Annotated in this window: 10 protein-coding genes; 3 read left to right on the forward strand and 7 right to left on the reverse strand. The window is 62.5% G+C overall.

Annotated features, from left to right (window positions below; translation table 11 throughout):
* Positions 1-63: 63 nt before the first annotated feature.
* From ACFTZB_RS08085 to ACFTZB_RS08100, 4 genes are all read right to left on the reverse strand, one after another.
* Positions 64-948, reverse strand: coding sequence for a nucleoside hydrolase (locus tag ACFTZB_RS08085; RefSeq protein WP_378430967.1), 885 nt, complete (start codon positions 946-948; stop codon positions 64-66).
* Positions 949-4,214: 3,266 nt separating this feature from the next.
* On the reverse strand, positions 4,215-5,306 hold the full coding sequence (locus ACFTZB_RS08090; RefSeq protein WP_378430968.1) for a hypothetical protein: 1,092 nt from the start codon (positions 5,304-5,306) through the stop codon (positions 4,215-4,217).
* A 120-nt stretch (positions 5,307-5,426) separates the two neighbouring features.
* Entirely contained in the window at positions 5,427-5,801 is a 375-nt protein-coding gene (locus ACFTZB_RS08095) for a hypothetical protein (RefSeq protein WP_378430970.1), read from the reverse strand.
* Positions 5,798-6,436 (reverse strand): AAA family ATPase, encoded by a 639-nt coding sequence (locus tag ACFTZB_RS08100; RefSeq protein WP_378430971.1) that lies wholly within the window; start codon positions 6,434-6,436, stop codon positions 5,798-5,800. Before ACFTZB_RS08100 ends, ACFTZB_RS08095 begins: the two co-directional genes overlap by 4 nt.
* 1,393 nt (positions 6,437-7,829) lie before the next feature.
* Between ACFTZB_RS08100 and ACFTZB_RS08105 the strand changes: the two genes are divergently transcribed.
* Together ACFTZB_RS08105 and ACFTZB_RS08110 are read left to right on the forward strand one after the other, a co-directional pair.
* On the forward strand, positions 7,830-8,336 hold the full coding sequence (locus ACFTZB_RS08105; RefSeq protein ID WP_378430972.1) for a hypothetical protein: 507 nt from the start codon (positions 7,830-7,832) through the stop codon (positions 8,334-8,336).
* A 169-nt stretch (positions 8,337-8,505) separates the two neighbouring features.
* Positions 8,506-8,748 carry a hypothetical protein gene (locus ACFTZB_RS08110; protein WP_378430973.1) on the forward strand — a complete coding sequence of 81 codons (243 nt, stop codon included), beginning with the start codon at positions 8,506-8,508 and terminating at the stop codon, positions 8,746-8,748.
* Between the two features lie 421 nt (positions 8,749-9,169).
* Here ACFTZB_RS08110 and ACFTZB_RS08115 read toward each other — a convergent pair whose 3' ends face one another.
* The 3 genes from ACFTZB_RS08115 to ACFTZB_RS08125 all read right to left on the reverse strand — a co-directional run bounded on the left by ACFTZB_RS08115 (position 9,170) and on the right by ACFTZB_RS08125 (position 11,798).
* Entirely contained in the window at positions 9,170-10,042 is an 873-nt protein-coding gene (locus tag ACFTZB_RS08115) for a ParB/RepB/Spo0J family partition protein (RefSeq protein WP_378430975.1), read from the reverse strand.
* Positions 10,042-10,755, reverse strand: coding sequence for a ParA family protein (locus ACFTZB_RS08120; RefSeq protein ID WP_378430976.1), 714 nt, complete (start codon positions 10,753-10,755; stop codon positions 10,042-10,044). Before ACFTZB_RS08120 ends, ACFTZB_RS08115 begins: the two co-directional genes overlap by 1 nt.
* Positions 10,756-11,486: 731 nt before the next feature.
* Complete coding sequence (locus ACFTZB_RS08125) at positions 11,487-11,798, reverse strand: hypothetical protein (RefSeq protein WP_378430978.1); 312 nt, start codon at positions 11,796-11,798, stop codon at positions 11,487-11,489.
* Between the two features lie 321 nt (positions 11,799-12,119).
* On the opposite strand from ACFTZB_RS08125, the gene ACFTZB_RS08130 reads away from it, so the two are divergent.
* On the forward strand, positions 12,120-12,455 hold the full coding sequence (locus ACFTZB_RS08130) for a hypothetical protein (RefSeq protein ID WP_378430980.1): 336 nt from the start codon (positions 12,120-12,122) through the stop codon (positions 12,453-12,455).
* The last annotated feature ends 31 nt before the right edge of the window (positions 12,456-12,486 follow it).

The following is a 12,486-nucleotide window of genomic DNA, read 5'->3' on the forward strand; positions in this document are numbered from 1 at the left end:
GGCTGAGGGCCTGCGCCACAATGCGCCGCGCCTTCAATCGAGTGAGATACCGTCTCAGCCCGATCATTGAGTCCCCCGCCGCAACATCGTGCGGACTGCTTCTCCATCAATTCCTGTCGCGATCTGGTGAGGACCCGGTCCTACAACCTTCAGTACAGGTCCGGAATCAGATCCGTCGACCACGCTCAGCCGGCCGGACTCCGTCACAAGGCCAGCTGCCGCCGCGTCCACCAAGCACGCGGCAGTGACGCCATCGTGTGCCGGAACCCGCCAGCACTCCTGAGGGTCGTACCCGTAGGCCGCTCCTCGGCTGACCCCGTAGTCCTGATGGACTCGGCGAAGAATTCTTCCGGACGCACCACCGCCGAAGTCCCCGTTTGCGAGCAGCACGGTGCGAGTGACATCGATTCCTATCCAGAGTGCATGCAGTTCCGAGGACGCGACATGCTGGGAGGCAACCGGATCATGTCGAGTATTGGTATCTCCGACCTGCCGCAACCATTCACTATTGCTCGCACCGTGACCACCCATGATCACTACGCGTTTGAGCATCTCGGGTAACCGTGGCTCACGCGTGAGAGCTGCTGCCAAGTTCGTCAAGGGCCCGATACATAGCAATTCACCTTCACCCCCAAGGTCACGAGCGAACCGGACGATCATTTCTACTGCATTCGTGGGACCGGCCCACCGCGGCCGAGGCGCTTCGGTCCCACCGAGGCCGTCCGGCCCGTGAGCGTCGCCGCGCCGCCATGAAGTGTGTGGATGAGACCCGCTGGTCACCGGTATGTGGTTTGCGTCCACCGCATCGAGCACGTATCGGGCATTCGCTGCCGCTTCTTCTGCCGTGCAATTTCCCCAGGTCGACGTGACACCTACTAGCTCGATGTCTGTCGAGCCGGCGAGAAAGGCCAACGCCAGTGCGTCGTCCACACCGCAGTCGCTGTCCACGAGAACGTGTCGCAAATCGAGTCTCCCAGATATAGATAAGTGCCATATCGCTCATGTACCGCTAACATAGGTAGAGGAACGGAACGACTTGCTCGGATATGACGGCAACAATATCTGGATTTACCCAGCGTGTCGGAGCGCCTTGGCGGTCCAATCTGGACCAGGATGGACGCCGTAGAGAAGCTTCAAGGCAAGGAGATTCGGATGGCTATGCCAAGCAAAGGCGATCGTGGCCGTTTGGGCCGTGTTCCGACTGCCGTGTACAGCGATCTCGAAAAACTGGCCGAGAAGGCTGGGGCAAGCTCAGTTAGCCAGTACGTCTCTGACTTGTTGTCCCTGCATACCGGGCATCCCGAGCTAGTGCGCGAACTGGACCAGGGGGTGTTGCCACTCTCCGCATAGGACGCGAAAGCGAGACTCCGACACCAAAGGATGACTCGCGAGCCGCCACATACTTATCCGTGGTGCCGCTGACCAGCTGAGAAACCAAAAACCCCCGGCGGGTAGGCCGAGGGTTTTCGAGGTTGGTGAGATTCGAGTTACCAGCTCGAATCTCAGTGGTACTGCATCTCCCCGAAGGGACAGACTTTGCCGGTCTGGTCTCAGGGTATCTCACGCCCTGATGCAGGTCTAGAAACCCATGCGTGTGTCACCCCGTCACGTGGTGACCCCGATAACACACAACGGCTCTACAGCACGTGTACTCGACTGTGGTCGCCGCGCCGACGAGTCCGCATCGATCCAGATCGACAACACAACTACAGTGCCACTGTCTCCATCCCAGCGCAGCTGCCGGAGTTTCCGTGGGCGGTCTACCTCGCAGACTCCGACCGGCGGTTTCGCCTGCTCGGATTCGACTTCGACAGCGGCCGCCATGGACGCGGCATCGCGCTCGAGGATTCGGAACGTCTCGCCTCTCAGCTGACCGAGCTGGGAGTGGCGCATCTGCGAACTCACTCCGGACCCACCGGCGGGCAACACGTATGGGTCCGGCTTGCCGAAACCGGCGCTGACCCGGACAACGTTCGGCGACTGGCGCATGCCCTCGCTCAGCACTACCCCAGTCTCGACACCTCGGCCCTGACAAATCCGGCGACAGGCGCGGTGCGCCCGCCGGGAGCGCCACACCGGGCAGGAGGCCGCTCGACCCCACATCTGCAAGGCAAGGCCCTCTCGGCGGCGCTCGATGAAGTCGGCCGCGGAACGACACCCGAAGTCGTTACCTGGCTACTCGCGCGCCATCCCCACAGCGAACCGTCTCCATCCGCCCTCGCCCGTAGCTCGCTCGCACTGCGGATCGTGGAGGACGCCGCGGGTCCCCGGCTCGACCGCCCCCGCCGGCCCCTTCCCCACCGAACCGCAGCCTTACTAGGTGCCGAACCGGCACCGGGCACCGACCGCAGCGCCCTGGCCCACACGATCTTCCTGTCCATGGCGCGGGCTGGGCACTCACTGGACGACGCCCGGGCCGCGGTTGCCGCAGCCCCGGGGCTGATTCGGCTTCGTGAGGACGCGGCCCGCGGCCGCGGCGACACAGAACGCCAATGGTCCCGTGCCCTTACCCGGGCCGCTACCTTTCCCGCTGACCCCGGCCAAGCTCCACGTGAGACGATCGACGACGAACTCGACGGCGTGGAATATGCCCTCGCCGCGACAACGGCGCGCTGGGGCCGGCGCGGCGGGGCTAGTGACGAGCGGATCCTGTACGCGCTGACCAGCTTGGCGCGCAGTGCCCGGACTCGGGTTCTCGACATCGACTGCCGACGTCTGGCGCAGGCGTGCGCCCTGGACGCCTCCACGGTGTCGAGAAGGCTGCGTGTGTTGGCAGGGGAAGGCTGGATCACGTTGACCACTCCCAGCGCCGGGACGCGAGCTGCGAGGTGGACCCTCAACTTGCCCTCAGATGTGGGTATAGACACCTCTAATGCAACACAAGGGGAACCCGCCCCCGCCTCTGGAACCGGGCTTTCCCTTCTGACTCACCACACCCATGATCTATGGAACTCGTCGATGTGCGGTGGGTTGGGTGCGGCGACCGCACGGGTTCACTGGTTCTACCGGTCAGGGGTGCAGAGACCGAACGACTTGTCAGGCAAGACCGGTTACACCACCGAGTTCATTGAAAGAGCTCTCAGCCGCCTTCACTTGGCGGGACTGCTCATCTCGGCGGCCACGGGCGAGCAGTTGCTCCGGGTGTTTGAGTCCGCCGCAAAGACCCGTGGGGTGACGGGTATCAATGCACGGCGTGCGTCACGACATCTGGTGGACCGAGAGCTGTTTACCTGGTGGAACGAAGAGCAAAAGTGGCGGACTACGCGGGGTAAGAAGCGCGGGACACGCCGAACGAACTTGACCGGGGCGTTTGCACTACCAATTTCGGCGCCGGCGAGGGTCCGCTACGGCAGGTTCCCCACCAGATCGAACGGACGAGCCGATTACTCCACTGCCCGGGCCATCATCGTGGCTCAGATCAATTCAGCCGGTCGGTCGGCCGCATGAGGGGTGGGAACCGAATAGACCGGAAAGGGGCCGCGGGTTGCGGTAGGCCCTGGTCTGGCATCGTTGTGGGTGAGTGTTCGGTAGAGAGAGGCGACCCTCTATCCAAGGTGGTGGGACGTCCGAAGGGTGGAGGCGGGCCCTCGACATGACGAGCACCACGATGCTGGGCGTATATCCGTAGATGCGGATATACGGATATACGGAAGTGGAGGGGTGGGATTGCACTGTCATGACATCGGGGCGCGTTAGCGCAATGTCACTGTGGACCCGATCTGTGCGCCGGGCTACGACATCAAGATGACGGTCCTGTGAGAACCTGAAGCTCGCGCACCGTGCGCGAGCAAAGTCTCGGCACCAGATGCGGGGTTGGCGGAGGATGAACTTTCAGCCTGAAAGCCGGAGGGGCCGATTGAGAAGCGGCCCCAACGAATCGAGATGAGGTGCCTCGACTACGGGACCACCTACTGATCGCTAAGGCCGTTGCGCAGCTCGGACACCCATTCGTCGCACGCAATTGACCGGAACTCAGTGCCGGACGCTGCGGGGTTCGACAGGACGAATGAATGCAAGCGATCAGCGTGGTTCTTTACCATTGCAGGGCGATCACTCGAATCCGATTCCGCGAGTATGACTGACACCGCATCGAGAATGCTCACCGCATCTTCCATCGTCCGAATGTCGCGGACTGAGGGCGCCGTAGCCCGTTCGGTATCAGAGCGATCGCTCAATCTCCCCATCGTCTCCTACTCCTTCTGCTCACGTGATCTCTATACCGGGATGAGTTCGTGGTTGTCCGAGAATGCTTCTGCCTCCGCCTTCGAAGGGTTCAGGGGCAAACGAGGGAGTGGAGGAATGTCGAAGCCTTCGTCGATGGCGGCGTTCTTGAAGCGGTGCCAGCGACGGCAGACGGTGGACTCGACTGGCTCGTCCGGAAGCATGTCTGCAACCTGCGCGTAGGTGAGAGTGGGCTGCTCGATGAGCAGTGCAGCGACTTCCTTCTCTTGCGGACGGAGGTTGCAACCCGCAAGGAAGGCCTGCAAACCCGATTCCGTTTGCTCGTATCCGTTGCGTGTGGTTGGCGCAGAGAAGTGGAGGTCGTGCACCGCTTCCAGTCCGGGTGAAACGACTGCGCCCAGCACATTGTGATCCGACGCATCCGCGGCACCAGTCTCCTCGTCAGGATCGAAGGAATGGGTCGTGGGTGTAATCGTTGCCTGTAGATCTGGAATTGGTGCGGCCAATTCGTCACCGCTGCCAGGGAGCGGGACGGTCGGAGCATGGGACCGATCGCCAACGGGTGCGCTTCGTTCTGCACTTTCCTTCTCGCGCTGCAAGTGTTCGGAGACAACGCGGAGGTAGCGTGCACGCTCGTTCACGATTGCACGCAACATGAGCGTGAAGAGGTGCATCAGCGCCAAGAACAGAAGAGGCGCGATCGTCGCGATGAAGGCGGCAACCTTCGCGGGCTGCGGGTCGTATCCGACGTCGATTCCTGCAGCGGCCTGGTCAAGCCGGACATTGGCGAGCCCGAAGGCATGGTATCCATTGCCTGCAACGCTCAGTAGCACTGTGGCAACCGCGAACGCTCTGCAGTAGACACGGGCCGAGTGGTACTCCTCGTCGTCGGCAAGGACGGTCAGTCCGAGTAGTGCGGCAGTAGTCGTGATGTCGAGTGCGACCGGCGCCATCCATGCGTATTCGGGTTTGACACCGATCTCGAGGATGAGCTGCCGTTGGGCATCGAACGAGAGTGTGAAGACAAGGGCTGCAAGGGCCAACGTCATTGCAGTGATTGCAAGCAATGCGGCTGACTTCGAGTTGAGCCGGCGGCGAGCCGCCTGCAAGCTATCGTCGATCATGATCGGGTTGTCCTTCCTAGGGGTGTGCCCGGTCGAAGGGGTCCCGTCGGTGCGCGCCGGCGGGACTTCCTCATATCAGCGTTTACGGATTCTCGCGTTTGCGGATTTACGGAATTGCAGCTAGAAACGGGTGTTGTGCAGGTCTTTCTTGACTTGCTCGCTCAGGTCGGGATCTGCAAGGAGTCTTTCCACGAGTGCAACAAGCACGTCCTGGGCCGTCACTCGGGCCACGCCGAGTTCTCTTGCTGCGGCGCGCTGCCAGTCCCCCAACCGGTCATTCTGATCGGGCGAGAGATCAACGTTCTTACGGATGTCCTTCTGACGGGGAGCGATTACAGGGACCGCACGAACGGCAGGATTGCGGTGCGTTTCGTCTTGCACCTTGGCCGGAGCAGTTGCTGCCGACTCTTGCTCCTCCCCCGGTTGGGGTTGCTCCACCGGATGCACTCGCGCGCGCGCAGCACCGGCGCGGATTCTATCTGCTGCGGATGTCATGCGATCTCCTTCTGCACGTCGAGGTCGAGGAGCTCGATCACCGCATCCCCGTATGCTGAGTTGAGAGCATTCTCGATCGGCATCCCGAAGGCCTGGGCGTAGCGCTCGAGACGACCAACGGTTGGCTTGAGTACGTAGTCACCGTCTTCGGCGACCATTTCTCGATACACCTCTGTCGAGGCCGCATTCGAGATAGTGCGGGTGAACAGGACTGCAAAGGCAGGGGCGTCCCCATCCCGAAGTTCGGCGACGTCCACAAGCAATTGTCGCACCGCGGGCAGACGGTTGTACTCCATCGGCGTCGGGGCCATCGGGCAAACCACGTGCGTTGCAAGTCGTGCAGCCGAGAGCACGATGCTTCGCTGTTCCTTCATCGGCGGCGTGTCGATGACTACCGCGTCGTACTTTCCGTTCGCGATACCCGGAAGCTGCCTGTGCAAGTTCGGGACGGCCATGCCGATGGTCGGGAACGGCCATTCACCGAGACTCCCCCACTGCAGGAGGGACTCGTTCTCTCCGTCTGCGTCGACGGCGAGGACCTTGAGCCCCGAATCATGGAGTGCGTGGGCGATGAAAGCGGCTGACGTGGTTTTCGAGGAACCGCCCTTGAGGTTCAGTGTTGTGATGACAAGCATGTCTCCTGCTTCCGCATGTCCGCTCCTGCGTATTTCCGTATTTCCGTCTGTCCGCACGGATTTGCTCTGGTAGATCCCGAATCTCGCGGGCATGCAAGCCGAGCCGCACGAACTGCAAGATGCGAAATGGCCGGATCTACGGAGGTCAGCGTACGCGGATCTCAGCATCTACTGATGAACTGACACGCGGAAAAACGGGTTTCCGTTTTTCCGTAAATCCGTATTTGCGGATCAAATCTATGCAGCAGCGCCCCCTTGAACCGTCGCTGCAACGTGATCCAGGAGCTTGCACGATCCTTGCGGGCCCGCCACGCCCCCACCGCGCGCGATTGCGGCCGCCGCAGCCGGAGCTGTGCAGTTCACCTGCACTCCCGCATGTGCGGATCTACGGATCTACGGATCTATGGAACTTGCGGAACTACGGACAGCGCGCGTTCCGTAGTTACGGATACGCGGGATTGCGGAATGTGCAGCGATGTTGCATGCCGGAGGTCGCGGCGATGCATGGCGCTCGTACTGCTCCGCATCTACGGATTCACGGATCTACGGACTTGCGGGCTGGGTGCAACCGCGACGGCAAGGTCCTGCAGCGGATCTTGGTAGCGCCTCCGGTGAGGGAGGCTTGGTCCTGCAATCCACCAAGGTTGTTTGCACGACCGGGGGCGGGCCGGGACGCAGGACTTGTCGCGCGTGCAATCTGCCGTCACCACTTCGCCTCTACGGATCTACGAATCTACGGATCTACCGAGGTGGTCGGGTTTGGTGATCACGAACTCGTGGCCGCCGCGGCAGACCTCGAGCGCGTGAGCGAGTGCCGGCCGTTTTCGGTGCGTCCGGTGTAGCCAGCCAAGCCGAACATGCCGAGCCATGGAACTTGGCCGGCGAGATCTTGTCGGGGCGGTCGAACACAGTGCATAGCCGATTTCAAGCTCGTCATATCGCCGCACGGGCCGACATCTCACGCGTTCGCTTTCCAGCGCGTCTTACCGGATTCTTCAATCGGACATCTATAGCGAACGGATCGAAGCAGATTCACCAGCCGCGGTTTCGCCGTGGAGCGCCGTTCTCCGGTGTACCGGTATGTCCAAGGCCAAAACGGACCCTGATGACCGCAGAACGGAACTCAGCCCGTTTCGCCTCTTCGGCAGGTTCGGTAACAGCCTCAGGAGCCGATGGCGGGGACCGTTGGACACTGCTCACCCCCGGCTCTATCAGCGCGAGTACCTCTGCGAGTTGCCTGCTGAAGTCATGGTTGCGATCAGCTCTTCGCCGTAGGCGCTAGGAGAACCCTTCATTCCGTGAATTCTCCCTTACCGGAGGAAGATTCCGGCCCCAAATAGTCCGATGCAGTGGGAAGATCGTCGCGGATTCTCTTGCGCCCAGAGGAGGCACCATGAAGTCTGATCTTGGTATCCGCAGTTCTCTTCGCATCCTTGCTCGTTCGCTCCCCATGGCAGCCCTGATTCTCCTGCCCAGCGCCGCAGCTGCCCTACCTGCACAGGCAGAGCCGGCGGCGGTCACCGAAGACACCTTCACTGATACCTCCGACCGTGTCGGACCCGCCTCGTACTGCTCGGATGGGCCGCTCTACAACCTCACCGAGACTTTCAACTTCTCGGAGCGCACTGTCGACACGAGTGCAGGCGTTCAGCGCCTCAACTTCCGGTACACGGTGCTGGTGACAGGGACTCCCGTCGATCCGGGTTTGCCCACCGTTACCGCCACCGGAGCCGGCGGTGGGGGGCTCACCAGCGGCCCAGCCGAATCCAACTCTAGTCAGCTACTGATCAAATGGTCGTTCTCCGACGGCACTCAGCTGACCGAACGATCCCTGTTTCACTACACCTTTGCCAACGGCGATTTCACAAACTTCCGAGTGACCTGCAACAGCGTGCCGTAACCAAAGGCCGAGCAGTGGTCGGCGGTCGCGCTGAACAGCTTGGTCTGGCCGGTATAGGGATGGCCCAAAACGGACCCTCAACGGCCCAGAAAGGCTCTCAGGCGTCAGGAGTCCAATCCCGCCTATCCGAGTAACGCGGTACTTAGCCGATACCGGCATACTGGCTCGTGTGACCAGCTCCGACAGTAGCGACCTTGTAATCAGACGCCGCGACGCCCAGCGACTCGTCAAACATCTGCAGTTTCTGGCCGAGAACTACGTCGACCAAGCGCTCGTCAAGGAAGCCCTTCTTCGGGGACTGTCCCAATCGGAAGTGGCGAAACTTCTTGGCATGAGCAAGAAGACGGTCAACACGCACGCTCGTGTGCCGTTCATGCGCTACGCGTCGGCGATCGACCCCCCGCGCCGATGACCGCGTGCGCAGTGACCGTGAGTTCTTCGCGTACGTGTGGGGTTCTGATGAGGCAATGCATGCGGCCGTTGCACGTTGCAAGCAGTACGACCGTGAACGGCTACTCGTGGAGTCCGATTAACCCATGGCCAAGCTGACCCTGGTGAGCGCAGAACGACGCTGAGCCCGTTTTGCCTTCTGAGGCGGCGCCGGTAACAGCGGACGAAGCGAATGACGCCCAACCGACAGCTACTACTTACAGCAGAAAAGGGACACGTGGGCGCAGCCGCCGAGACATGCGGGCGTCGTCGGAAGCGTTAGGTTCTCCCACGTGGCGCGGCACCGATCGCCACTGCACTCAGTCAGCGGCAGGTGCTTACTTCATCGAGGACGCACAGTGCCGGTGTTGTTTACCGCGGTAAACAACACCGGCACAGGGCGATCAGGATCGGGGACTGGTGAGGACCTCGAGCAGTGAGTGCAAGCCATCCTCGTCGAGGTACTCGAGCAGTGCGTCGGCAAGGATCGCCGGATCGGCCTCCATGCGCCGAAACGCTCGAGTGACCTTCGCGGCAGTCACCGCGGGACGGTCAGATTTTCGATCGGCTGGCGTGCTGTCCTGGTCGCTCGTGTCTGCCTGATCTTCTCGCTGCCGCTCGGAGTGCCACTTGTCGACTTGTTCCGCGTGCGGAACTTGCGCGAGGGAGCGAGCGGTACGGATGGCGAGTTCACCTGTACGAATGGCTTTTTGGAGTTCGGGAGCCAGTTTGAGCAGCGCCCGCCGTTGTGAAATCCATCCCTTGGACTTGTTGAGCTTAAGGGCGGCCTTCTCGACGGTCTTACATTCGACAACCATCAGGTCGACGGCCTTGGCCTCTTCGATGACGTCGAAGTCCCGTCGGCCGACGTTCTCGATGACCGCCGCTGCCAGCAGTGTTATCCGATCCGCGGCGACTTCGTCTTTGACGACGATGTCGAGTGAGGGACGACCGAAATTGGCTGCGGCGGCGAGGCGCCGGCAGCCATTGATCACGATCCAACGGGCGAGACCGATCGCATTTTCGTCTTCGGGGTACAGCCGCAAGTAGGCCGCCCTGGTGACCACCAGGGCGGGCTGAAGCTGGGTTCCGGTGATCGAGACCAGGTCCGCGAGGTCGCCGAGATCGTCACGCGGGTTGCGCGGGTTCGGTGCGAGCTCGCTCAGCGGCACGCTGGCCGGCGTCGCAGCGATACCGTTGTCCGGCCGGTCGACCGGGGAGTTGTCGCCGACCACACCGGCGAGGGTGGCGAGGTTGGTGCGGGTGCCGCGTGCCATCACCGACCACCGTCGATCCGAAGTTCCAGGGCCAACCGGTAGAAGTCCTCGCGAGCCTGCAGCGCCACCCGGTTGGCCGGGTATTCGGTGACCACCAGGCCGTCGGCGCTGGCCCGGGCATGCAGTTTGTAGTGGCGGATGACGGTCTTGGCGAGTGGCCATTTGTTCGCGCGGACGAACTCCTTGGTTTCCTCGAGGTCGGATTTGCCGTCGCGGGGATCCCAGTTGTTGATCACCACGGTGTACGGAATTCCGCGGGGCTCGAGGACCTTTCGGATCGTGCGGGCGGTCGGGTCGAAGGAGAGCGGTTCGGTTTCCATCGGCACGATGACGTGATCGGCAACCTCGAGAACCGTCCGCAAAGCGTCGGCAGCCGGGCCGCGGCCGAGGGGATCGGAGGTGTCGTCGGCGGCATTGAGGTCGATCCAGCCGGGGGTGTCGACATACACGTGGCGGATGCCGGGCAGCTGGCCCAGCTGACGGAGCCCAGTGAGGTCGTCGTGGGCCTGGACGACGTGAAACGGCAGATTGTCGAGGCGGTCGGCCCACCAGATCGCCGAGCCCTGCGGGTCGACGGAGACCGCGGCCACCGGGGAAGTGGCGTCGGGATCATCGTCCTGATTGAGAACGTCCGCGGTGACAGCAGCGAGATTGACGGCGACGGTGCTCTTTCCGACGCCACCCTTCTGATTGAGAAGGACATGAATGGTCATGAGACCCTTTCCGTTTGCTTCACCCACCTCGTGTGGGCTACTTCGGACGGGTATGCACGGTACGGCAGCGGATCGCTCCGGTGCGGCAGACACGCTCAACGGTGAAGTGACTCGGTCGCGGCAGTTGCTGCCGCAGTGAACACCGGTGTCAGCCGGCATGTACTCGCGGATCAGGGCCTCCGCATCAGATGTACTGTGCGGGCGTCGGGCTGACTACCGCCGGCATCACATTCATCGAGGCGATAGCAGATGCACTGTCAGGGCAGTGTTGGTCGGGGTACGAGGTCTCGTTTCGGCTTTTGTTTACCGCGGTAAACAAAAAAGACTGCAGGTTGGTCTTGTTTACCGCGGTAAACGTCGGCGACTGCGCCGCGGGTTGGGGGCCGACTCCGGTGTGGGGGCGGCAGGGCAGCTTGACGGGATGGCTGCTGCTCTCGATAGTTGATGGTGCCCCGGCATAGCGTCCGCGGGAAGTGGACCCGGGAGCTCTCCGGACGGTGAGTCGCCGGGGTTTTGCGTATCTATGGGACAGCGTGCAGGTTCACCATGTTCGCCACCATCTGGCGGTGGTGTCCACCCTTCCCCCAAGCCCAAGCGATGACGTCGGGTACCCACAGCAGGGGCTCGTTGGTAGGGGCGTGCCGGAACGGGAAGCCGGGTCCGCTCGACGCGGCCAGTGCTGCGCGGATGATCTGCCGCCGGTCCTGTCGATCCTGATCGCAGGACTGGAGTCAGAACTGGGTTACCCCCATCTGGCCGAGGTCGGAGACGAGAGCGGTCAACGCTTCGTCGCGTACCTGCCTTTCCGACCGGCCTTGCAACCGTGCGACGTACTGATGTGCCTGTACATCGAGAGCGACGACGCCCCGAATGATCTCGGTGGCTCGTCGACTGTCATGGGACATGTGGATCCGCGATGCCTTCGGCGCCCGCAGTGCTTTCAGGGACTTGCGAGTGGCCGTCAGGTTGGCGGGCGCAATCGTCACGGCGTAGACGAGATAGTCACCCCGACGGGACTCGTCCGCGAATGCGTGCATGCCCACCTGCCTTCGATACCGAGGATGGCTACCCGACCACGCGCGTTGCGCATGTTCCAAACCGGCTGTACGCGACGGGGTTGCACCGCAGCGGAGGCTCCGATTGCGCACCCTGCCCGGCCAGGAAACCGGGTGGCCGGGTGGTACCCGGTGGTCTCGTGCAATGGACGAGGCGAGTCGGGCTGGGTACGGCGGTGAACCAATTCTGCAAGAGGCCGGGCGCAACGTTCTCGCGAAACGATGATTCTCCCGGACCCTCGGACGAGATCGAGCTCATCGGTTGCATCAACCGGGGCACCCCGCGCATGGCGGATCTAGGCTCGGGTGATGGTCCGCGTAGCCGAATTCGTCAAACGGGTGGTCTGTTCGACGCTCTACCACCCGGACGGGACCGTCGAGATTACGAAAGCCCCTGCAGTGTGGACACTGGCCCACCGCGGTTACAGCGGATCCGGCCGTCTCGATGTGTGGGTCTACCGGTCGCAGGCCGAAGCGCTTCGGGCGGGCGCAGAGCTGGCAATGGACTGCGGGATGGACGAGGACGCCCACTCCCGGGAGCTGTTCGCGGCGAGGCGGTGGGCGGCGGTGATGGAACGATACGAAGAGCAGAGCCCACGGGGGGCATCTCCTGCGGGTCCAGGCGGCCTTCCTGCAACTCGATGACGACGAACCCAACCGCTGAACCGGACCGCCG

Origin of the sequence: Rhodococcus sp. NPDC057014, assembly GCF_042673295.1 — a bacterium.
Taxonomy (GTDB): Bacteria; Actinomycetota; Actinomycetes; order Mycobacteriales; family Mycobacteriaceae; genus Rhodococcus_F.

Excerpts from the sequence above, each read along its gene's own strand:
- ACFTZB_RS08115 (WP_378430975.1), bottom strand. The coding sequence starts at position 10,042 with ATGGCACGCGGCACCCGCACCAACCTCGCCACCCTCGCCGGTGTGGTC.
- ACFTZB_RS08120 (WP_378430976.1), bottom strand. The coding sequence starts at position 10,755 with ATGACCATTCATGTCCTTCTCAATCAGAAGGGTGGCGTCGGAAAGAGC.
- ACFTZB_RS08105 (WP_378430972.1), top strand. The coding sequence starts at position 7,830 with ATGAAGTCTGATCTTGGTATCCGCAGTTCTCTTCGCATCCTTGCTCGT.
- ACFTZB_RS08100 (WP_378430971.1), bottom strand. The coding sequence starts at position 6,436 with ATGCTTGTCATCACAACACTGAACCTCAAGGGCGGTTCCTCGAAAACC.
- ACFTZB_RS08130 (WP_378430980.1), top strand. The coding sequence starts at position 12,120 with ATGGTCCGCGTAGCCGAATTCGTCAAACGGGTGGTCTGTTCGACGCTC.
- ACFTZB_RS08090 (WP_378430968.1), bottom strand. The coding sequence starts at position 5,306 with ATGATCGACGATAGCTTGCAGGCGGCTCGCCGCCGGCTCAACTCGAAG.
- ACFTZB_RS08095 (WP_378430970.1), bottom strand. The coding sequence starts at position 5,801 with ATGACATCCGCAGCAGATAGAATCCGCGCCGGTGCTGCGCGCGCGCGA.